This window comes from Paraburkholderia sp. (assembly GCF_050742655.1).
In the GTDB taxonomy this organism is placed as follows: Bacteria; Pseudomonadota; Gammaproteobacteria; order Burkholderiales; family Burkholderiaceae; genus Paraburkholderia.
Genome location: NZ_JBOIGG010000012.1, coordinates 188,517 through 209,823 on the forward strand (window position 1 = coordinate 188,517; position 21,307 = coordinate 209,823).

Annotated in this window: 22 protein-coding genes; 9 read left to right on the forward strand and 13 right to left on the reverse strand. The window is 65.1% G+C overall.

Annotation, left to right across the window (positions count from 1 at the left end; translation table 11 throughout):
• Window positions 1-73: 73 nt before the first annotated feature.
• Both ACREXZ_RS18590 and ACREXZ_RS18595 read left to right on the forward strand, forming a co-directional pair.
• Window positions 74-1,222, forward strand: coding sequence for an acyltransferase family protein (locus ACREXZ_RS18590; protein WP_431765574.1), 1,149 nt, complete (start codon window positions 74-76; stop codon window positions 1,220-1,222).
• A 22-nt stretch (window positions 1,223-1,244) separates the two neighbouring features.
• Complete coding sequence (locus ACREXZ_RS18595) at window positions 1,245-2,126, forward strand: SGNH/GDSL hydrolase family protein (RefSeq protein ID WP_431765575.1); 882 nt, start codon at window positions 1,245-1,247, stop codon at window positions 2,124-2,126.
• Between the two features lie 362 nt (window positions 2,127-2,488).
• Here ACREXZ_RS18595 and kynA read toward each other — a convergent pair whose 3' ends face one another.
• The 3 genes from kynA to kynB are packed head-to-tail and all read right to left on the reverse strand — an operon-like array spanning window position 2,489 to window position 5,322.
• Complete coding sequence (gene kynA / locus ACREXZ_RS18600) at window positions 2,489-3,406, reverse strand: tryptophan 2,3-dioxygenase (protein WP_431765576.1); 918 nt, start codon at window positions 3,404-3,406, stop codon at window positions 2,489-2,491.
• A gap of 10 nt (window positions 3,407-3,416) precedes the next feature.
• Window positions 3,417-4,667 (reverse strand): kynureninase, encoded by a 1,251-nt coding sequence (gene kynU / locus ACREXZ_RS18605; protein WP_431765577.1) that lies wholly within the window; start codon window positions 4,665-4,667, stop codon window positions 3,417-3,419.
• Window positions 4,668-4,692: 25 nt separating this feature from the next.
• A complete protein-coding gene (gene kynB, locus ACREXZ_RS18610) occupies window positions 4,693-5,322 on the reverse strand; it encodes an arylformamidase (protein WP_431765578.1) in 630 nt (209 codons plus the stop codon).
• 131 nt (window positions 5,323-5,453) lie between these two features.
• Here kynB and ACREXZ_RS18615 point away from each other — a divergent pair, with 131 nt between their 5' ends.
• Complete coding sequence (locus tag ACREXZ_RS18615; RefSeq protein WP_431765579.1) at window positions 5,454-5,963, forward strand: Lrp/AsnC family transcriptional regulator; 510 nt, start codon at window positions 5,454-5,456, stop codon at window positions 5,961-5,963.
• A 40-nt stretch (window positions 5,964-6,003) separates the two neighbouring features.
• Here the strand turns inward: ACREXZ_RS18615 and ACREXZ_RS18620 are convergent, their stop codons facing one another.
• Window positions 6,004-6,516 carry a flavin reductase family protein gene (locus ACREXZ_RS18620; protein ID WP_431765580.1) on the reverse strand — a complete coding sequence of 171 codons (513 nt, stop codon included), beginning with the start codon at window positions 6,514-6,516 and terminating at the stop codon, window positions 6,004-6,006.
• A gap of 211 nt (window positions 6,517-6,727) precedes the next feature.
• Between ACREXZ_RS18620 and msrA the strand changes: the two genes are divergently transcribed.
• Window positions 6,728-7,279, forward strand: coding sequence for a peptide-methionine (S)-S-oxide reductase MsrA (msrA, locus tag ACREXZ_RS18625; RefSeq protein WP_431765581.1), 552 nt, complete (start codon window positions 6,728-6,730; stop codon window positions 7,277-7,279).
• A gap of 27 nt (window positions 7,280-7,306) precedes the next feature.
• On the opposite strand, the gene ACREXZ_RS18630 is transcribed toward msrA, so the two are convergent.
• From ACREXZ_RS18630 to ACREXZ_RS18645, 4 genes are all read right to left on the reverse strand, one after another.
• A complete protein-coding gene (locus tag ACREXZ_RS18630) occupies window positions 7,307-8,611 on the reverse strand; it encodes a DUF72 domain-containing protein (protein WP_431765582.1) in 1,305 nt (434 codons plus the stop codon).
• A 69-nt stretch (window positions 8,612-8,680) separates the two neighbouring features.
• Window positions 8,681-9,895, reverse strand: coding sequence for a class I SAM-dependent methyltransferase (locus tag ACREXZ_RS18635; RefSeq protein ID WP_431765583.1), 1,215 nt, complete (start codon window positions 9,893-9,895; stop codon window positions 8,681-8,683).
• Between the two features lie 86 nt (window positions 9,896-9,981).
• Complete coding sequence (gene pdxH / locus ACREXZ_RS18640) at window positions 9,982-10,632, reverse strand: pyridoxamine 5'-phosphate oxidase (protein ID WP_431765584.1); 651 nt, start codon at window positions 10,630-10,632, stop codon at window positions 9,982-9,984.
• 15 nt (window positions 10,633-10,647) lie between these two features.
• Entirely contained in the window at window positions 10,648-10,806 is a 159-nt protein-coding gene (locus ACREXZ_RS18645; protein WP_431765585.1) for a hypothetical protein, read from the reverse strand.
• Here ACREXZ_RS18645 and tcdA point away from each other — a divergent pair.
• Window positions 10,805-11,674: a tRNA cyclic N6-threonylcarbamoyladenosine(37) synthase TcdA gene (gene tcdA, locus ACREXZ_RS18650; protein ID WP_431765586.1), complete on the forward strand. Its 870-nt coding sequence runs from the start codon at window positions 10,805-10,807 to the stop codon at window positions 11,672-11,674. The genes ACREXZ_RS18645 and tcdA overlap by 2 nt on opposite strands.
• Before the next feature lie 29 nt (window positions 11,675-11,703).
• Here tcdA and trxA read toward each other — a convergent pair whose 3' ends face one another.
• Complete coding sequence (gene trxA, locus ACREXZ_RS18655; protein WP_431765587.1) at window positions 11,704-12,552, reverse strand: thioredoxin; 849 nt, start codon at window positions 12,550-12,552, stop codon at window positions 11,704-11,706.
• 70 nt (window positions 12,553-12,622) lie between these two features.
• Window positions 12,623-13,510, reverse strand: a complete 888-nt coding sequence (locus tag ACREXZ_RS18660) for a pirin family protein (protein WP_431765588.1) — start codon at window positions 13,508-13,510, stop codon at window positions 12,623-12,625.
• A gap of 140 nt (window positions 13,511-13,650) precedes the next feature.
• On the opposite strand from ACREXZ_RS18660, the gene ACREXZ_RS18665 reads away from it, so the two are divergent.
• Complete coding sequence (locus ACREXZ_RS18665) at window positions 13,651-14,532, forward strand: EamA family transporter (protein WP_431765589.1); 882 nt, start codon at window positions 13,651-13,653, stop codon at window positions 14,530-14,532.
• Between the two features lie 99 nt (window positions 14,533-14,631).
• Here ACREXZ_RS18665 and ACREXZ_RS18670 read toward each other — a convergent pair whose 3' ends face one another.
• Both ACREXZ_RS18670 and tsaE read right to left on the reverse strand, forming a co-directional pair.
• On the reverse strand, window positions 14,632-16,161 hold the full coding sequence (locus ACREXZ_RS18670) for an N-acetylmuramoyl-L-alanine amidase (protein ID WP_431765590.1): 1,530 nt from the start codon (window positions 16,159-16,161) through the stop codon (window positions 14,632-14,634).
• A complete protein-coding gene (gene tsaE, locus ACREXZ_RS18675; RefSeq protein ID WP_431765591.1) occupies window positions 16,143-16,700 on the reverse strand; it encodes a tRNA (adenosine(37)-N6)-threonylcarbamoyltransferase complex ATPase subunit type 1 TsaE in 558 nt (185 codons plus the stop codon). Before tsaE ends, ACREXZ_RS18670 begins: the two co-directional genes overlap by 19 nt.
• Window positions 16,701-16,717: 17 nt before the next feature.
• Here tsaE and queG point away from each other — a divergent pair, with 17 nt between their 5' ends.
• From queG to xerD, 3 genes are all read left to right on the forward strand, one after another.
• Window positions 16,718-18,046: a tRNA epoxyqueuosine(34) reductase QueG gene (queG, locus tag ACREXZ_RS18680; RefSeq protein WP_431765592.1), complete on the forward strand. Its 1,329-nt coding sequence runs from the start codon at window positions 16,718-16,720 to the stop codon at window positions 18,044-18,046.
• Between the two features lie 75 nt (window positions 18,047-18,121).
• Complete coding sequence (locus ACREXZ_RS18685; RefSeq protein ID WP_431765593.1) at window positions 18,122-18,619, forward strand: methylated-DNA--[protein]-cysteine S-methyltransferase; 498 nt, start codon at window positions 18,122-18,124, stop codon at window positions 18,617-18,619.
• A gap of 26 nt (window positions 18,620-18,645) precedes the next feature.
• Complete coding sequence (gene xerD / locus ACREXZ_RS18690; protein WP_431765594.1) at window positions 18,646-19,581, forward strand: site-specific tyrosine recombinase XerD; 936 nt, start codon at window positions 18,646-18,648, stop codon at window positions 19,579-19,581.
• Window positions 19,582-19,593: 12 nt separating this feature from the next.
• Here xerD and ACREXZ_RS18695 read toward each other — a convergent pair whose 3' ends face one another.
• Window positions 19,594-21,234: a class I adenylate-forming enzyme family protein gene (locus ACREXZ_RS18695; RefSeq protein ID WP_431765603.1), complete on the reverse strand. Its 1,641-nt coding sequence runs from the start codon at window positions 21,232-21,234 to the stop codon at window positions 19,594-19,596.
• Window positions 21,235-21,307: the final 73 nt, after the last annotated feature.

Below are 21,307 nucleotides of genomic sequence, written 5' to 3' on the forward strand. Positions count from 1 at the left end.
GCATGAGAAATAATCCGACCTCAGTCATAACCGGTTCTGCCCGAACGGAGGGCAGAGCGAAGACGGAGGGACAATGGACCGTGACGGCCGCTACCAGCAACTCGACGCGTTGCGCGGACTTGCCGCACTGACCGTTGTGTTGTCGCATTTCACGCTGCTGGCCCCGCTGCTCGGCCTGCGTCACTCCCCCGTGCGTCTGGTTTCGGGCGGTCACGAAGCGGTCATCCTGTTCTTCGCATTGAGCGGATTCGTGCTGACCCTGCAGGTCAAAGGCTCACGCGGCCTGCGTTACGGCGAGTACGTCGTGCGGCGGGTCTGCCGGATCTATCTGCCATACGCGGGCGCGCTCACTGTTGCGTACGCGTGCGTTGCATACTGTGCAGGCGGTCCCATCGACTGGGCAGGTCCGTGGTTCAACAGTTACTGGAACCAGGCGCCTGCGGCTGGCGATCTCATACGGCATCTGCTGTTCATCCTGCCGTTCGACACCGGCCAGTTAGACCCGGTGGTCTGGTCGCTCGTCTACGAAATGCGTATCTCGTTGATCTTCATGCCGGTCGTGCTGCTCGTGTTCCGTGTACCGGTCTGGCAGACGCTCACGATAAGCGCGCTGCTTTCAGCCGCGGTCTGCGCCTATGCCGTTCACACCCGTCACGCGATCATCCAGGCCAGCATCGCAGCCGAGTGGCTGCCCACCCTTCACTATCTGCTGATGTTCGTCGCTGGTGCGGCGCTCGCGAAACATCGCGGAGCAATCGGCACATGGTTCAGCTACCGCACCCGAGGCACTGCAATGTCGATCTTCTCGGCATCGCTCGCGCTGTACGTCGTGGCCCGGCCCCTGTCGATGCTGATGCCGGACATCATCGCGAGCGACTATCTGTTCGACTGGATCGTGCTCGTTGCGGTGTGCGGGATCATTGCATGCGCTGTGGCCGTCCCGATCGTCGAACGGCTCTTCGCCATCGTGCCGCTGCCGTTCCTCGGCCGGATCTCGTACAGCCTGTATCTGTACAACGCTATCGTGCTCTTTGCCGTCGTTCATATTGCTGGTGACCGGTTCGGTGCGACGATGCCGCTGTTGATCGCCGCGGTACTCACGATTCCCGTGAGCCATCTCGCCTACCTGCTCGTCGAGCGTCCCGCGATCCGCCTCGGCAGCCGCCTCGCGGGAAGTCGTTCCGTCCGTCGCGTACTGACCGATGCGGCGGCCCGGAACTGATCTCGTCCGGCGGCTCGCCGGCATGGTGATATGCACGGGGTCGCTGCTGCTGTTCGCGTCGCCCCCATCCGCGGCGGCCGGCCTCGCCATTGACGCATGGGGCGACTCGCTGACGACCGGTACGCCAGGCATCGGCGGATTGAGCGGCACGTGGCCCTACCAGTTATCCCGCTTGCTCGGTGGACGGACGGTGCGCAACTTCGGGGTTTCCGGACAGACTTCCGAATCGATCGCCGCACGGCAAGGGGCACTCGTCGCACGGCTCAGCGTCGCGCGTTCCGGCACGGCAGATGACGGCGGGACGGATGGCAACGTAATCCCCGTCACCGTGACCAACCGTCTGAACATCCCGGGTGCCGGAATCGGCGCCGTGCACGGCACGCTGAACGGCATCCCCGGAGAACTCGCCTACGCCGCGAACGATCGGCATGTCTTCATTCGCGACGCGACAGTCGATGCGAAGATCGCGATTCCCGCCGACAGTCCGTTCATCGTCGACGACTATCGCGACGACATCAATGTAATCTGGGCCGGACGCAACGATGTCAACGAAGACGGGACCGCTCACACCGTCGAAAATATCGCGCGCATGGCCGCGCGCGTGGACCGTGGTCGCTTTATCGTTCTGTCAATCGTGAACGGGGCGGACGAAGGCCGTGGTACCCAGCGATATCGCACGATCGTAGCGCTCAACCAGAAGCTTGCCACGCGTTTCCCCGATCACTTCATCGATATACGTGCCGCGCTGATCGCTCATGCGAACGCGTCCGCCGCTGATCTGGCGGACCGCACAGCGGACATTGTCCCGCGTTCGCTCAGGGTCGATCGACTCCATCTGACAGCGGACGGATACCGCATCGTCGCGCAGTGCGTGTTCGGGTTCGTCAATAACCACGACTGGTAGGCGCACAATTCTCAAGACCGACGCGCCCACCCTGCAACATCAAAACGCAAACTTGGGACGAACACAATGACAACCTCGCCCCAGACCCGCTACGCCAGTGTCGCAGCATTCCGTTCAAGCACAGGTAATCCCGCAGTCGTCCTTCTCGCGACCGATCCTTTGTCGAGCGGGTTGTTCGGCCGGCTGGCAAGCTCCAGCGGCATTGCCGATGATGGAGGCATCTACGTCATCGACGGCGATCAAGCCACATACAAGCGCCTTTTCACCCGGTACGTAGGCGCTGGTTGGTATGGAGCGAAGTGTGATCCTCTCGGAGAGAGGTCGTTCGTCGATCGCTTACGAAGCACGAAGCGACGGTTGAGTTACAGCACCGTCCGCACGTGCCACAGCTCCGGAAACAGCACGACGTCAAGCATCTTGCGCAGATACGGCGCGCCGCTCGTGCCGCCGGTGCCCTGCTTGAAGCCGATGATCCGCTCGACGGTCGTCACGTGGCGGAAGCGCCACTGACGGAACGCGTCCTCGAGATCGACGAGCTCTTCGGCCATCTCGTAGAGCTCCCAGTGCTGCGATGGATTGCGGTACACCTCGAGCCACGCGGCTTCGACGGACGGATCATGTTCAGTCGCCAGGGTCCAGTCGCGTGCGAGCCGCTCGGGCGAGATCGCGAAGCCCTTGCGTGCGAGCATGAACACCACTTCGTCGTAGAACGACGGCGCTTCGAGCGTCGCGCGCACGTCGGCCAGTACCTCCGGCCGATGCGCATGCGGCTTCAGCATCTGCACGTTCTTGTTGCCGAGCAGGAATTCGATCTGCCGGTACTGGTGCGACTGAAAACCGGACGACTGGCCGAGGTACGGCCGCATCGCGGTGTACTCGGACGGCGTCATCGTCGCCATCACGCTCCACGCCTGCACCAGCTGTTCGAGAATCCGCGAGATGCGCGCGAGCATCTTGAACGCGGGCGGCAGTTCGTCGCGATGCACGGCACCGAGCGCGGCGCGCAGTTCGTACAGCGCGAGCTTCATCCATAGCTCGCTCGTCTGATGCTGGACGATGAACAGCATCTCGTTGTGGTCCGGCGACTTCGGATGCTGCGCGTTGAGAATCGCATCGAGCGACAGGTAGTCGCCGTAGCTCATCGACTGCGAGAAATCGAGCTGCGCGTCGTGCCAGCCGGGGCTTTCTGCGGCGTTCATGGCTTGCGGCGAGGGCGAATCGCCGTGCCCGAACGGACATCCCTGTGCGGGGCTTGCGGCTGGCTGCTTCGGATCGGTCATCGTGCGCTCCTCAGGTCACCGCGCCGCGCGTCGCGAATTCGGTCGCCCGCCAGTGTTCGGTGGCGAGCACGTCGCGCAGGATCTCGACGGCGTCCCACACGTCGACATAGCGCGTATAGAGCGGCGTGAAGCCGAAGCGCAGCACCGCAGGTTCGCGGTAGTCGCCGATCACGCCGCGCGCGATCAGCGCCTGCATCACCTCGTAACCGTGCGGATGTTCGAAGCTTGCATGCGAGCCACGCTGCGCATGCGCGCGCGGCGTGACGAGCCGTAGCGGAAACTCTCCGCAGCGCGACTCGACGAGTTCGATGAACAAGTCCGTCAGCGCGAGCGACTTGCGGCGAATCGCCTGCATGTCGGTTTGCAGGAACACGTCGAGCCCACATTCGACGAGTGCCATCGACACCATCGGCTGCGTGCCGCACAGAAAGCGTCCGACGCCGTCGTCGGGTCGATACTGCGGATTCATCTCGAACGGCGCGCGATGTCCCCACCAGCCGGACAGCGGTTGCGTGAACGCATTCTGATGCCGCTTCGGCACCCACACGAACGCCGGCGAACCCGGGCCGCCGTTCAGATACTTGTACGTGCAGCCGACCGCGTAATCGGCGTCGACGCCGTTCAGATCGACCGGCACCGCGCCTGCCGAATGCGCGAGATCCCACAGCGCGAGCGCGCCGTTGCGATGGATCAGCTGCGTGAGCGTGGCCATGTCGTGCATATGGCCGGTGCGGTAGTTGACGTGCGTGATCATCGCGACCGCGGTGTCGTCGCCGATCGCATCCGGCAGCTCGGCCGGATCGTCGACGAGGCGCAGTTCGTAGCCGCGGTCCAGCTGTTCGATCAGCCCTTGCGCGATGTAGAGGTCGGTCGGGAAGTTCGACCGCTCGGAGACGATCACGCGACGTCGCGGGTCGCGTTCGTTCTGCACGCGCAGCGCGGCGGACAGCACCTTGAACAGGTTGATCGAGATCGTGTCGGTGACGACCACTTCGTCGTCGACGGCGCCGATCAGCGGCGCGAGCTTGTTACCGAGGCGGCGCGGCAGCGCGAACCAGCCCGCGGTGTTCCAGCTGCGGATCAGCCCCTGCTGCCATTCTTCGGCGATCACGGTCTGCGCGCGTTGCGCGGCGGCGGTTGGCGGGACGCCGAGCGAATTGCCGTCGAGGTAGATCGTATCCGGCGCGAGCGCGAACTGACCGCGCAATGCACCGAGCGGGTCGGCGCGGTCGAGCGCCAGTGCTTCGTCACGGTTTTTCATGAGGTTTCGGTAAGGTCGGGAAAGGTCAGCGCAGCGCGCGCAGCACGGCGCGCACGGGGCTGGCGTCGAGGGTGGTCAGTTTGAGCGGCAGCGCGATCAGTTCGTAGTCGCCCGGTGCGACTGCGTCGAGCACGATGCCTTCGAGGATCGCCATGCGGTGTGCGCGCACGCGGTGGTGCGCGTCCATCGTCTTCGATTCCTGCGGGTCCAGCGACGGCGTATCGATGCCGATCAGCTTCACGCCGTGGGCGGCCAGCAGGTCGATGGTGTCCGGCGCGACCGCGCAGAACGCACTGTCCCATGTAGCCGTGGGCGCGCGTTCGTAGGTGCGCAGCAGCACGCGCGGCGGCAGGTCGTCGAGCGCGGCGGCGACGTGGTGCGGTTCGACCCGCGGCGCGGCGCCGATGCAATGAATCACGCGGCAGCGTCCGAGGTACGCGTCGAGCGGCACTTCGCCGATCGCCAGGCCGTCGTCGTCGTAGTGCAACGGCGCATCCGTGTGTGCGCCGGTGTGCGGCGACAGCGTGAGCCGCGCGACATTGACCGGCGAACCGGCTTCGATGCGCCATACGCGGTCGATGCCAACCGGCGTATCGCCCGGCCAGACGGGCGTCGCGGTGTCGACGGCGGGGGTGATGTCCCAGAGTGTGTCCATGTCTCCGATGCCTTGTCGGTGTGATGTCTCGAATGATAGGCAAGACGCGACAAAATATGCTTGCGAATAAATCTCGTTTTTTCGGGTCTCTTGGAACATAATTTGAGCCAAACCGGAAAGGGAGACCGAAAATGAACGCGATCTCGCTCGACGCCACCGATTGCCGCATTCTGGCGGTGCTGCAGCAGGAAGGCCGCATCAGCAACCTCGATCTGGCGGAACGTATTTCGCTGTCGCCGTCGGCATGTCTGCGACGGCTGCGGTTGCTGGAGGAGCAGGGCGTGATCGAGCGCTACCGCGCGAGCCTGAACCGGCAGGTGCTGGGCTTCGAGCTGGAGGCGTTCGTGCAGGTGTCGATGCGCAACGAGCAGCCGAACTGGCATGAGCGGTTCGCGGAAGCGGTGCGCGACTGGCCCGAGGTGGTCGGCGCGTTCGTCGTCACCGGCGAGACGCATTACCTGCTGCGCGTGCTCGCGCACAACCTCAAACACTATTCGGACTTCGTGCTGGAGCGGCTGTACAAGGCGCCCGGCGTGCTCGACATCCGGTCGAACATCGTGCTGCAGACGCTCAAGGAAGATACGGGCGTGCCGGTCGGGCTGGTGGAGACGGCGGGGCGGGCGGCGAGCTCGGGGGGGTAGGTCGAACTCAGCCGGGTGTGGCTTTGCTGCAGGGCAGATCTCAATCTACCGGCTTCAACCCATGAAAGCCGCCGTTCTGGAACACGAGCGGCGACGTGTCGCCGGCGTTTTCATGCACGCCGCAGCGCTCCACTTCGCCGACGAAAATCACGTGATCGCCTTCGTCGTACCGGCTACGGTTATGGCACTCGAACCACGCGAGCGCGCCGTTCAGTACCGGCATTCCGCTATCCCCTTCCTCATGCGATACGCCCTCGAAGCGATTGCCCTTCACGGTCGCGAAACGCGTACACAGATCGAGTTGCGACGCGGCGAGCACATTCACGACATAATGGCTGTTCGACCTGAAGACCGGCATCGACGCCGAGCGTGTGGCGAGACTCCACAGCACGAGCGGCGGCGCGAGCGACACCGAATTGAATGAACTCGCGGTGATGCCGATCAGCTGGCCGGACGGTGCGCGCGTCGTGATGACGGTGACGCCGGTGGCGAACTGCGCGAGCGCGCGCTTGAACGCGGCGGCATCGAAATCAGGCGGTGTGGCGTGTTTCATCGGCGGAGTGTCCGCTTCGTTCGCCGGGTCGGCGACGCGGCGGTGTAATCGCGCGCAGTAGCAAGGATCGATTCGAAAGTCATGGTGGTGAAAACCGGCGATTTGTCCCAATTTTAACGGAATCGCGGACAGACCGGCCGCGCGGCGAGGCTCCTGCAAGCCCGCGCGCGTTCACCGGCCACGGTGCCGCATTCAACGAGGAGGTCGCAGCATGAGCCAGTCAGTCGAAACCGCCACCCTGGGCGGCGGGTGTTTCTGGTGTCTCGAGGCGGTATTTCTGAGTGTCGACGGCGTGAGCTCGGTAGAGTCGGGCTACGCCGGCGGTCAAACGCAGCGTCCGACCTACGAGCAGGTTTGCGACGGCGAGACCGGGCACGCGGAAGTCGTGAAGGTCGGGTTCGATCCGGGAAAGATCAGCTATCGCGAGGTGCTCGATATCTTCTTCGCGATCCACGATCCGACGCAGCTGAACCGGCAGGGCAACGACGTCGGCACGCAGTACCGGTCGGTGATCTTCACACATTCGGATGCACAGCGCGAAACGGCGCTGCAGGCGATCCGCGAAGTGACGGCCGACCGCATCTACGACGGCCAGATCGTCACGCAGGTGCTGCCGCTCGACGGCAATTACTGGCCGGCCGAGGCCTATCATCAGAACTATTTCGTGCAGCACCCGAACCAGGGCTATTGCTCGTTCGTCGTCGCGCCGAAGGTCGCGAAATTCCGTCAGAAGTTCGCGCACCGGATCAAGGCTGGCGCCTGAGCGCTGTGTACTGCGACGGCGCGTGCATTACGCGCCGTCGTTCTTCATCCGCTCGATCGCTTCGGCGATGAGCCGGGCGAGTTCGATGCACGTGAGCGGCGCCGATCCCTCCGCCTTGTTGTTCACCGCGATCAGCACCGGCTGACCCGCGATCGCATAGCGCGCGGCCAGTTCGGCGAGCGCGCGGCGGGTCGGCGGATCTTCGTCGACGAGCCGGTCGAACGGCTCGTATTTCGCCTTCGCCTGTTCGTAGCGGAAGCCGCCGTGCAGACTCCAGCGCACGATCAGCGGACCCGCGGGACCATCGCCATCCGCATCGAGCAGTGCCAGCGCTGCGGCTTGCCGCAGCGGATCGGGCATGCGCGCATGCACGCCGACGCAATAGCGCACGCCGGCTGTCTTCAACGTACGGATGAAGCGCGGCGTCAGCAGACAGCCGTCGCGAATCTCGACTGCGTAGCACGGGCCGCCTGGTTCCGCAGGCAGCGGCGGCAGCGCGCCGAGAAACGCGGCGAGGCGTTCGATGAACGCGGCCGGGTCCGCAAGCATTTCGTCGGGCAGCGGCGAGAACTGAAACACCAGTGCACCGGCTTTCGTGCCGAGGCCGTCGAGGCACGGTCGCACGAATTCGTCGGTCGCGAGCTGCGCATTCAGGAAACACGGATTTGCCGATACGGGTTCACCGCGCTCGGCGCGCACGGTTGCGTCGGTGACGAGCGCCGGCGCTTTCACGATGAAGCGGAAATGGTCCGGCACCTGCTGCGCATAGCGCAGATAGTCGGTGACCGGCAGCGCCGCGTAGAACGACCGGTCGATGCTGACCGTGCGCAGCAGCGGATGCGCGCCGTACGCGGTAAGGCCGTCACGCGACAGCTTGCTGTTGCTGTAGTCGTCGCCGTAGACGATGCCGTTCCAGCCGGGAAACGACCACGTCGACGTGCCGAGGTGCACGTTCGGCGGCAGCGTGGCGGCGATGGCGGTCACGTCCGCGGACGGTTCGACGGCGAGCACGTCGCGTGCGCGGCGCTTGCGTGCGGGTGGTTCGGTGCGCGACGAGGCGGGGTCGTCGGGTTCGGTCGATGCGTCTGCTTCTTCGGAATCGGCGTCGGCGTCGTCATCGTCGGCCCATAGCGAAGCGGTGTCAGCAGGCGGCCGCGATGCGACGTTGCGCGGCGCGGGCGCGTTCTGTGCGGAAGAAATAGAAGAGGGAGAAGCCGGCGCGACCAGCATGCCGAACAGATCGACCTGATCCAGTTCGTCGACGCTGCCGTCCGGCGCGGCGTTCGCGTCGGACGGTGCATTCATGGTTTGCGCGAGGGCGCGTTCGTCCATCGGTTCTACTGAAGCGGGTAAGGGCGCCGGAGCCGTCGCGCGAGGCTTCGGCGCCACGACATCAAGACATCACAGCGGCTTTTCGTACATATAGCGTCGCGACCATGGCAGCGTTTTCGCGCTGCGGCCCGACTTGCGACACACCACCTGGTAGATCGATACGTCGTCGTTTTCGAACGCGTACGCGCAGCCGGCGAGGTACACGCGCCAGATACGGAATTTCTCGTCGTCGACGAGCGTCTTTGCTACGTCCGCGTGCGTTTCGAAATTCTCCGCCCAGATGTCGAGCGTCTGCGCATAGTGACGGCGCAGACTTTCGACGTCAACCGCTTCGAGGCCGCCGCGCTGCATCGCTTCGAGCGCGAGGCTGATGTGCGGCAGTTCGCCGTCCGGGAACACGTAGCGGTCGATGAACTCGCCGCCGCCGAGCGCCGTTTCGCCACTGTCCGAATCGGACGACGTGATGCCGTGATTCATCGCGATGCCGTCGTCGACGAGCAGGTCGCGAATCTTCTGAAAATAGCCATGCAGGTTCTTGCGGCCGACGTGCTCGAACATCCCGACGCTCGTGATGCGATCGAACTGGCCCGCGACGTCGCGGTAGTCCTGCAGACGGATCTCGATCTGGTTCTCGAGACCAGCGGCCTTCACGCGCGCGGTGGCGAGATCGAACTGGTTCTGCGACAGCGTCACGCCGACACACTGCGCGCCGAACTTCTGCGCCGCGCGCAACACGAGCGCGCCCCAGCCGCAGCCGATGTCGAGCAGACGCTGGCCGGGTTGCAGCTGGATCTTCGTCAGGATGTGATCGATCTTCTTGATCTGCGCGGTGGCGAGATCTTCATCGCCGTTCTCGAAGTACGCACACGAATACACCATGTTCTCGTCGAGCCAGAGCTTGTAGAACTCGTTCGAGACATCGTAGTGATACTGGATTGCCTTCTTGTCCGACGACTTCGAGTGATTGAAGTAGCGGCGCACGCGCGCGAGCTTGCCTGCATGCGTGACGGTACTGCGCGCGAGCGAGTAACTGATGTTGATGATGTCCGACAGCTTGCCTTCGATGTCGATCTTGCCCTTCACGTACGCCTCGCCGAGATTGTCGAGGCTCGGTTCGAGCAGGAGCGGCAGCGCCGACGCGCTGTTGACCTTCAGTGTGACCCGTGGCGCGGCGAACGTGCCGAAGTCGTGTTGCTGGCCATCCCACAGCACGAGACGTGCGGGCAGGTTGGATTGGCTTCTGACTTCTTCCACCCACTGCGCGAGTTTCTTCTCCCAGAACATGTTATTTCTCCGTGTCCGATGAAATACAAACCAGAGCTTGCTGACTCGCCGTGCGGGGCTTCGCGGCCGTCGCCGGCGCTATTAAATCAAGGCGCGAGACGCGCAATTCGCCAGTCGCCACCCGCGCCACCAGCAGTTTCCCGCGTATAGCGGAGCCGGTCGTGTAGCCGCGACGGCCGGCCCTGCCAGAACTCGATCGTGTCGGGAACGATGCGGTAGCCGCCCCAGTGCGGCGGCCGCGGTGGGCTGTCGCCATAGCGCGCGCGCACGTCGCGCTCTTTCACTTCGAGCTGCTCGCGACTTTCAATTACCTGACTTTGATCGGAGGCCCATGCGCCAATCCGCGAACCCAGCGGACGCGACGCATAGTACGCATCGCTTTCTTCGACGGTCGTTTTAACGACACGGCCCTCGATGCGCACCTGGCGCTCGAGTTCGATCCAGTGGAACAGCAGGCTTGCGTAGTCGTTGTGCGCGAGTTCGCGGCCTTTGCGGCTCTCGTAGTTGGTGAAGAACACGAAGCCGCGTTCGTCCACCCCCTTGATCAGCACGATGCGCGCGGAAGGCCGGCCGTCGGCGTCGACGGTGGCGAGGGTCATCGCGTTCGGTTCGGGAAGTTCGGCGTCCAGAGCTTGAGCAAACCACGCGTTGAATTGCCGGATCGGATCGCGATCCACGTCGGCTTCGTCGAGCGAACCGAGCGAGTAGTTTTTGCGAAGTTCGGCGAGTGAGGTCATCTTCTTATGCGAACACTACAGTGGGGTCAGTATAGCGAAGGAACGAATTTTCTGCGTGCGGTCGCTCAACGCTGCGACGTCCGCCGCGCGGACACCCGCGGCCGCGCGATCGGGCACAATACCCCCTTTGGCGAGCGGGTATTCCGGTCCGCCCAGCAACGAGTCTTCGATCATGTCCACGCCTCACGCGAACGCTATTCCCGGTACTCCTGCCGATCTTACTACCAGCTCCACGCCTGTTGGAACTGCTGAATCCGCCGACCGCGCGCGCCGCTTCGGCGGCATCGCGCGGCTTTATGGTACGGCGGCGCTTGCTGCATTCGAGCGTGCGCACGTCGCGGTGATCGGTATCGGCGGGGTGGGGTCGTGGGCGGCGGAAGCGCTCGCGCGCAGCGCGATCGGCCGGCTGACGCTGATCGATCTCGACAACGTCGCGGAGAGCAACACGAACCGGCAGATCCACGCGCTCGACGGCAACTACGGCAAACCGAAGGTCGATGCGATGGCCGAGCGGATCGCGCTGATCGATCCGGCATGCGATGTGAGAGTCGTCGAAGATTTCATCGAGCCGGACAATTTCGCCACGGTGCTGGGCGGCGGCTTCGACTACGTGATCGATGCGATCGACAGCGTGCGCACGAAGACCGCGCTGATCGCGTGGTGCGTGCAGCAGGGACAGCCGCTCATCACCGTGGGTGGCGCGGGCGGTCAGCTTGACCCGACGCGCATCCGCATCGACGATCTCGCGCTGACGATCCAGGATCCGCTGTTGTCGAAGGTGCGCGCGCAACTGCGCAAGCAGCACGGCTTTCCGCGCGGACCGAAAGCGAAGTTCAAGGTGAGTGCCGTGTATTCCGACGAGCCGCTGATCTATCCGGACGCGGCGGTATACGACGTTGACGACGCTGCGGAGCAGTCAGGGCAGACCGGGCCAGTAGGACTCAACTGCGCGGGGTTCGGGTCGAGCGTGTGCGTGACCGCGAGCTTCGGTTTCGCGGCGGTCGCGCACGTGTTGCGCGCGCTGACACCGCGTGAGGGGTGACGCGCTAACGGCTCACCGTTAGCGCGGGTTTAGAACAGCGCTGCGCTCAGCTTGCGGCGCCATTGCGACACGAGTTCCGGCTGATGCGCGGCCAGATCGAAGACGGACAACATGGTCTTGCGCCCGATGTCGTCGCGGAACGTACGGTCGCGCTGGACGATCACCAGCAGATGGTCGAGCGCGCCTTCGTACTTGCGGCGCGCGATCAGCGCGCTTGCCAGATCGAAACGTGCTTCGAGGTCAGCCGGATCGGCGGCGACGCGTGCTTCCAGCGCGTCGGTGGGCGGCAGGTCGGCTGCCGCGTCGACCGCGTCGAGACGCGTCTTGATCGCGTTGTAGCGCGCGTCGATACCCTGCGTCGTTTTCGGCGACAGCAGATCGACTTCGTTGCGCGCTTCGTCGAGCCGGTTATCTTCGAGCAGCAGTTCGATCAGGTCGAGCCGTGCGTCGTCGTAGCCGGGATCGTACGCAAGCGCGGCCTGCAGCGCATCGTAGGCATCTTCGCGCCGGCCTTCGGCGAGCGCCGCCTGCGCATGCTGACGCGCGGCCTCCGCGCCGTCCGGGACGAGCCGGTCGAGGAACTCACGCAGTTGCCCTTCGGGCAGCACGCCGACAAACTGGTCGACCGCCTGGCCGTCTGCGAACGCGACCACGTGCGGGATGCTGCGCACGCCGAAGTGCGCGGCGAGTTCCTGGTTCTCGTCGACGTTGACCTTCACGAGCCGCCACTTGCCGTCGTATTCGGCTTCGAGCTTTTCCAGCATCGGTCCGAGCGTCTTGCACGGGCCGCACCACGGCGCCCAGAAGTCGACCAGCACGGGCGCAAGGGTCGACGCGGTGATCACGTCCTTTTCGAAAGTGGCCAGAGTGGTTTCCATTGCGTCCTCGTCGAAGTAAAACAGTCAGCGTTCAAATGGGGGCGGCGCCGGCGGATTCAATGCATCAATGTCAGTTCGACTGCGGCCGCGGTTCGGGCAGCGGAATCCATTCCGTTTCGCCGGGCACCTTGCCCATCTGCTGATCCGTCCACGCGGCTTTCGCGCGCTCGATCTTCTCGCGCGAGCTCGCGACGAAATTCCATTCGATGAACCGCTCGCCTTCGAGTTTCTCGCCGCCCAGCACCATCGCCGTCGCGCCGTTCCGGCTCGCGAGCGTAACCGTTTCGCCGGACGTCAGCACAGCCATCTGGCCGACTTCGAGCGGCGTATCGTCGATCTCGAGATCGCCTTCCGCCAGGTACACACCGCGCTCGTCATGCTCGGGGCCGAGCGCGAACGCGCCGCCCGCCGTGAAGTGCGCGGCGACGTACAGCGTGCGGGAGAACGTCCGGACCGGCGACACCAGATCGAACGCGTCGCCGGCGATCACCCGCAGCGTGACGCCGTTGCGCTCGATCTGCGGCAGTGTGTTGCCCGCGTAGTGCTCGAACGACGGTTCGGTTTCCTCGTCGGCGAGCGGCAGTGCGACCCAGGTCTGGATGCCGTGCATCGCTATGCCGGTTGCGCGTTCCTCGGGCGGCGTGCGCTCCGAGTGGACGATGCCGCGACCCGCGGTCATCCAGTTCACGTCGCCGGGGACGATCTTCTGCTCGGAGCCGAGGCTGTCGCGATGCATGATCGCACCGTCGAACAGATAGGTGACCGTGGCGAGCCCGATGTGCGGATGCGGCCGCACATCGAGGCCGATGCCGGGGGCGAGCGTGGCCGGCCCCATGTGATCGAAGAAGATGAACGGGCCGATCAGACGGGCCGCCATCGCGGGCAGCACGCGGCGCACGGTGAGATTGCCGATATCGCGGAGATGAGGCTTGAGCACCGCTTTGATCGAGGAGGACATCGAGGTCTCGCGAAAGAAGAAGATCCGGTCATTCTACTGCCCGGCGCACTACGAATCTTCGCGTTCGACAGACGGTCTTTCGCGCCGCGCGCTCCGCTACACTCTGGCGTTCAAACTAAAATTGACGGGTGGAGACACGGATGTCACCGAAGGATCTGTTGCTGGCGCTGGTCGTCGTGGTTGCGTGGGGTATCAATTTTGTCGTGATCAAGGTGGGCCTGCATGGCGTGCCGCCGATGCTGCTCGGCGCGCTGCGCTTCCTGCTCGCCGCATTCCCGGCGGTGTTCTTCGTCAAGCGGCCGCAGTTGCCGTGGCGCTGGCTGTTCGCGTATGGCGCGACGATCTCGTTCGGCCAGTTCGCGTTTCTTTTTTCCGCGATGTACGTCGGCATGCCGGCAGGGCTCGCGTCGCTCGTGTTGCAGGCGCAGGCGTTCTTCACGCTGATCTTCGCCATGTTCTTCCTGCACGAGCGCTTTCGGGCGCAGAACGCGTTGGGGCTGCTGATCGCTGCCGGGGGACTCGCGGTGATCGCGCTGCAGGGCGGCCACGAGATGACCGCGGCCGGCTTCGCGCTGACGCTGTGCGCGGCGGTGTCGTGGGCGCTCGGCAACATCGTCACGAAGAAGGTCGGCAAAGTGAATCTGGTGGGGCTCGTCGTGTGGGCGAGTCTGATTCCGCCGCTGCCGTTTCTTGCCCTGTCGTATGCGCTCGAGGGGCCGCAGCGGATTGCCGCGGCGCTTGCGGGGATCGGCGCGATGTCGATCTTCGCGGTGGTCTATCTGGCGTTCATCGCGACGCTGCTCGGCTACGGTCTGTGGAGCCGGCTGCTGTCGCGCTATCCGGCGAGCCAGGTGGCGCCGTTCTCGCTGCTCGTGCCGATCGTCGGGCTCGCGTCTGCGGCGGTGCTGCTCGATGAGCATCTGACGGGCGCGCAGATCGTCGGCGCGGCGCTGGTGATGTTCGGGCTGGTGGTGAACGTGTTCGGCGGATGGGTCGTGCAGCGGCTCGTGCCGACGCGTTGATCTGCGAGCGCGGCGTTCGCGCGGACAGCAGCGACGGTGCGCAGACGAAAAACGGCCGCATGCCGAGCGGCCGTTTCTTCGTGCGCGGGGCCAGCCGCGTCACGTCATCCGGTTCTTCGAGAGCGGCGGATTCGCCGCGAAATAACGCTTGATACCCTTCAGGATCGCGTTGGCCATCTTGTCGCGGTACGCGTCGTCGTTCAGGCGGCGCTCTTCTTCCGGGTTGCTGATGAACGCGGTCTCGACGAGGATCGACGGAATGTCCGGCGCTTTCAGCACCGCGAAGCCGGCCTGTTCGACCGAGCCCTTGTGCAGCTTGTTGATGTCGCCGATTTCGTTCAGCACGAAGTCGCCGTAACGCATCGAATCGCGGATCTGCGCGGTCGTCGACATGTCGAACAGCGCGCGGTTCACGCTCGCGTCGGCGGTCTTCACGTTGATCCCGCCGACCTGGTCCGACGAGTTCTCCTTGTTCGCCATCCAGCGCGCCGCGGCGCTCGATGCACCGTGTTGCGACAGCGCGAACACCGACGAGCCGCTCGCCTCAGGTGTCGTGAACGCGTCCGCGTGGATCGACACGAACAGGTCGGCACCGACGCGCCGCGCCTTCTGCACGCGCACGTTCAGCGGCACGAAGAAGTCGGAATCGCGCGTCATCATCGAGCGCATGTTCGGCTGCGCATCGATCTTCGCGCGCAGCTTCTTCGCGACGTCGAGTGCGATGTGCTTCTCATACGTCCCTGCGCTGCCGATCGCGCCCGGATCTTCGCCGCCGTGGCCCGGGTCGATCGCGACCGTGAGCAGGCGCACCGTGTTGCCCTTGCCGGACTTTGGCGTGGTGAATTTGTAGGTGTCGTCGGTCGTGTCGCCGCTGGTGTCGTTGCGGGCGATTGCGGTGGGCGGTGTGGTGACAGGCGGCTTCGAATGAGGGCGCGGCACGGGTGCCGGCGTACCGAGAATGGGCGGCTGCGTCGCGTCGTTGGGGCCGGTGTTCTGCGCGTAGTGCTGGAAGAACGCATCGCTGTTGTCCGTCCCGGGCGGCGGCGTGGCGGGGCCGCTCAACGTCGCGGGCGGCGCGCTGTTCTCGTTCAGCTGCTGTTCCTTGCGTTCGGTCTGCGCGAGCAGATCCATCAGCGGATCGGGTGCGACGGCCGGGTACAGGTCGAACACCAGCCGATATTTGTACGTCCCCACCGGCTGCAGCGTGAACACCTGCGGTTTCACCGAACCCTTCAGGTCGAACACCATCCGCACGACATGCGGCTGATACTGACCGATGCGCACCGCCTGGATCTGCGGATCGTTCGGCGTGATTTTTGAGACAAGGTCTTTCAATGCCTGATCGAGGTCGAGGCCGTTCAGATCGACGACCAGCCGGTCTGGTCCCTGCAGCATCTGCTGCGAGGTCTGCAGCGGCTGGTCCGACTCGATCGTCACGCGCGTATAGTCGCGCGCGGGCCACACGCGCACGCCGAGCACGGAACTCGCATGCGCGAGGCGCGGTGCGACGAGGCCGAGTATCAGCGTCGACGCGCCCGCGCAGAGAATCTGCCGGCGCCGCCAGTTATGTGTCGCAGTGGCGGCCGATTCGATCGATCGGAACGGTTTGATCAACATCTTTCGAGACATGCTTTTCCTGATTCGCTGTAGGCGCGTGCAACGAGCAACCGCCCGTCGCCCTCGACGTCGAGCGAGAAAACGAGATCCGGTATGCCGAGCAGGCCGCCCGCCCGTTGCGGCCATTCGACGAGGCAGATCGCCCCGGAATCGAAATACTCGCGAAAGCCGGCATCGGCCCATTCGGCCGGATCGGTGAATCGATACAGATCGAAGTGATAGACCTCAAGTTCCCCATCGGGCCGTTCGACCGCGTAGGGTTCGACGAGGGTGTAGGTCGGGCTGCGTACGCGCCCGGTATGGCCGAGGGCGCGCAAGGTCGCGCGTACGAGCGTCGTTTTGCCCGCGCCGAGATCGCCGGTGAGCTGCACCTGCAGGCCTTCGAATGCGTGGTCGCCGTGCGGGTCGCGACCTGCGTTGCGTACCGCTTCGACCGCCTCGGCGAAACGCGCGCCGAACGCGGTGGTGGCGGCCTCGTCCGCGAGCGTGAAGCGACGCTCCAGCATGACGGAGGCGGGTGGTTCGACAAGACGGTCGGGGTGGTCGGGCATTCTCGTAAAATGGCGTGATGAACCGAAGCCCGGAGTCCCCTCTTGCATCCGCGCCTGCGTCCGATGACGACGCACGCACTGCGCGTCGTTTCGATGAAGCGGCGCTGGACGCGCTCGCGCAGCGCATCAAGACATGGGGCCGCGAACTGGGTTTCGGTGCGGTGGGTATCAGCGATACCGACCTGCCCGATGCCGAGTCGGGACTCGCTGCGTGGCTCGAAGCGGGCTACCACGGCGAGATGGATTATATGGCGAAACATGGGACGAAACGCGTGCGGCCGGCCGAGCTTGTGGCCGGCACGCGACGCGTGATCACCGCGCGGATCGCGTATTTGCCCGCTGCGACGCTTGGCGGAAAGCCGGCCGAAAGCGTTGCGCAATCCGTGTCGCCGGGGGATGAGAGGGGCAGCGCGCAACCTGCATCGACCCCCTCGACGCTCGATGCCGACGTGCTTGCGACAGAGGCAGGCAGCGAAGCCAACACGCGCGACTGGCGCGCGCACGAGGCCGCACGACTCGCCGATCCAGCCGCGGCTGTCGTGTCGATCTACGCACGTGGCCGCGACTATCACAAGGTGATGCGCCAGCGGCTGCAGCAGCTGGCGGAAAGAATCGAAGCGGAAATCGGCGCGTATGGTTATCGCGTGTTCACCGATTCGGCGCCGGTGCTCGAGGTCGCTTTCGCGCAGAATGCGGGTATCGGCTGGCGCGGCAAACACACGCTGCTGCTGCAGCGCGACGCCGGCTCGCTGTTCTTTCTCGGCGAGATTTACGTCGACGTGCCGCTGCCGACCGATGCGTCAGTGACGCCTGAAATCGCGCCCGAAACCGCCGGCGCACATTGCGGCAGTTGCACGCGCTGTCTCGATGCATGTCCGACCGGCGCGATCGTCGAGCCGTACAAGGTCGATGCGCGGCGCTGTATTTCGTATCTGACGATCGAACTGAAGGGCAGCATTCCGCGCGAGCTGCGTCCGCTGATCGGCAATCGCGTATACGGCTGCGACGATTGTCAGCTTGTGTGTCCATGGAACAAGTTCGCGCAGGCCGCGCCGGTCGCCGATTTCGACGTGCGGCACGGGCTCGACCGCGCGTCGCTGACTGATCTGTTCGACTGGAGCGCTGACGATTTCGACGTGCGGATGCAGGGCAGCGCGATTCGCCGCATCGGCTATGAACGCTGGCTGCGCAATCTCGCGGTCGGGATGGGCAATGCGCTGCGCGGCGACGCGGCGGTGCTGCCCGCCGATGCGCGCGCGGCGATCGTCGATGCATTGCGCCGGCGCCTGGACGATGCATCGCCGCTCGTGCGCGAGCATGTTCAATGGGCGCTCGAAGCGGCGTAAAGTAGGTGTCGGTAAGGAGCGGTAAGCAGCGACAGGTAGCCGCGGCGGAATTTTCAGGGCCAGCAGGAGAAAGCGATGTACAACGCAGTGATCGACGCACCGTTCGGCAAGGTCGGCATCCGCACCGAAGCGGACGCGGTGCGCGAAATCGTCTATCTGCCCGCGTCGGTTGCGAGCATTGCACCCGATACGCCGATGGCGAAGCGCGCGGCCGAACAGATCGAGCATTATTTCGAGCACGCTTCGGCGACCTTCGATCTGCCGCTCGCACCGATCGGCACGCCGTTCCAGCGCCGCGTGTGGGACGCGCTCGTCAGGATTCCGCTGGGCACCGTGCTGACCTACGGACAACTGGCGAAAGAGGTGAGCAGCGTGCCGCGCGCAGTCGGTCAGGCGTGCGGCTCGAACTATTTTCCTATCGTGATTCCGTGCCATCGCGTCGTGGGCTCGAACTGGATCGGCGGCTTCGCGCATCACAACGAAGAGGGCTTCCTGCGCGATGTGAAGCGCTGGCTGCTCGCGCACGAGAGCATGGAGACGCTGCCGCTGTGGCAGGGTCAGGCCAACACATAAACAGACCCGGGCTACCCGCACGACTCATGAGCGAGACTGCTTCCACCCTCGACGCCACCCCCGAGTCACCGCTCTTCGCTACGAGCACCGCGTCGATCGACGCGTTCTGCGACGCGCTGTGGCTCGAGCACGGTCTGTCGCGCAACACGCTCGACGCTTACCGGCGCGATCTGAAGCTGTTCGCGCAATGGCTCGCGGGCCGCGATACGTCGCTCGATACCGCGAACGAAGCCGACCTGAACGCGTACAGCGCGGTGCGGCAGAAGGACAAGTCGACGTCGGCGAACCGGCGTCTGTCGGTGTTTCGCCGTTACTACGCGTGGGCGGTGCGCGAGCATCGCGCGGCCGCGGACCCGACGCTGCGTATCCGTTCCGCGAAGCAGCCGCCACGGTTTCCGTCGACGTTGAGCGAAGCACAGGTCGAAGCGCTGCTCGGCGCACCCGACGTCGAGACGCCGCTCGGTCTGCGCGACCGCACGATGCTCGAGCTGATGTACGCGAGCGGGCTGCGTGTCACGGAGCTCGTCACGCTGAAGACTGTCGAGGTCGGCCTCAACGAAGGCGTGGTGCGCGTGATGGGTAAGGGATCGAAGGAGCGGCTGATTCCGTTCGGCGAAGAGGCGCACGGCTGGATCGAGCGCTATCTGCGCGACGCGCGGCCGGCGCTGCTCGGCGCACGCGCGACCGACGCGCTGTTCGTCACGTCGCGCGCGGAAGGGATGACGCGCCAGCAGTTCTGGAACATCATCAGGCGGCACGCGAAGGCCGCCGACGTGCACGCGCCGCTATCGCCGCATACGCTGCGGCACGCGTTCGCGACGCATCTACTGAATCACGGCGCCGACCTGCGCGTCGTGCAGCTGCTGCTCGGCCACACCGACATCTCGACGACGCAGATCTACACGCACGTCGCACGCGAGCGGCTGAAATCGCTGCACGCCACGCATCATCCGCGTGGGTGAATTAAACCCGAGTCAAATAAAATCGCGCAGCTTGTGCTTGAGGATCTTGCCGGTCGATGCGGCCGGCAGTGCCGCGAGCACGCGGATTTCCGCAGGCCGTTTGTACGGCGCGAGCCGTTCGGCGCACCAGGCGTCGAGCGCATCGGTTTCGACCTTGGCGCCCGCCGCGATCTCGACGAACGCGACCACTTCCTCGTTGCCTTCCACCGCGCGCCCGATTACCGCCGACTGCACGATGTCCGGGTGCGCGTTCAGCACGTGCTCCACTTCGGCCGGGTACACGTTGAAGCCCGAGCGGATGATCAGCTCCTTGCTGCGCCCGACGATATGCAGCGCGCCGTCCGGATCCTGGCGTGCGAGGTCGCCGGTCTTCAGCCAGCCGTCGTCGGTGACGGTGGCGCGCGTCTGGTCGAGGCCCCGGTAGTAGCCGAGCATGATGTTCGGGCCGCGCACCCACAGTTCGCCGATTTCGCCAGACGCGGCCTCGACGCCGTCGAGCGTCACGAAGCGCAATTCGATGCCGGGAATCGGCTGGCCGACCGAGCAGTCGCTGCGCGGCGCGTCGAGTGTCGTCCCTGCGACGGTCGGGCTGCTTTCGGTCATGCCGTAGCCGTTGTGCAGCGGTACGCCGTACGCGCGCTCGACACGCGCCTTCAACGCGGCGTCGAGTGGGGAGCCGCCCGAGTACGCGAAGCGCAGATGCGGTGCCGACCACGCGTGACCCTGCGCCTGCAGATGGTCGAGCAGTTTCGCGTGCATCGCGGGCACACCCTGAAAGATCGAGATCCGCTCTTCGGCGAGCGCGCGGCGCACCGCCTCGGGCGAAAAGCGTGGCGCGAGCCGCAGCGTGATGCCGCCGTACAGGCTAGCGAGACATACCGACGCGAGACCGTACACGTGCGAGATTGGCAGCACCGCGTAGACGACGTCGTCCGGCCCGATCCGCCGCAGCGAGTTCGACATCGCCGCGATGAACAGCAGGTTGCGGTGCGACAGCATCACGCCTTTCGGCGCGCCGGTGGTGCCGGTCGTGTAGATCAGCGCGGCGCACTGGCGCTCGTTCGCGGCTTCGACCGGCTCGACGGCGACGCTCGGATCGACCGAGTACGCCCACGCGCCGATATCGATCGCGAGCGTCGGGGCCGGCTGCGCGCGATGGCGTTCCGCATGTTGCCGCGCATCGGGCGACGCTTCGATCGCATACGCGACGACGCGCGGCTGCGCGTGCGCGCGGATCGCGTCGAGTTCGGCGGCGGACAGCCGGGCGTTCGATACCAGCGCCCACGCATCGAGTGTCGCGGCGGCGAACAGCAGGACGATCTGCACGATGCTGTTTTCCGCGACGATCATCACGCGGTCGCCGCCGCGCACGCCTTGCTCGCGCAGCACGTCGGCCGCGGCGTCGATCGCTTCGACGAGTTGCGCGTAGGTGAGGCTGCGTGCGTCCTCGATCAGCGCCGGATGATGCGGCCGCTGTGCTGCGGCACGCGCCGGAATGGCGGCGATGCGTGACGGCAGTCCGGCGAGCAGCGCGGCGGCGTCGATGGCCGGGCGGCTGGTTGGGGCCGGTGCAGTGCCTCGATGCGGGGCGGGATTCAAAGCTGTCTCCTTATATCTTGCTTTTGATTCAGAATTCAGTGGGTAGCAAGCCATTAATGGTTTGCCACCAAGCCGGTTGGCAGCCGTGGCGCAGCTTGTGTCTCCTGCGAGTTTCAAGCTCCGTCGA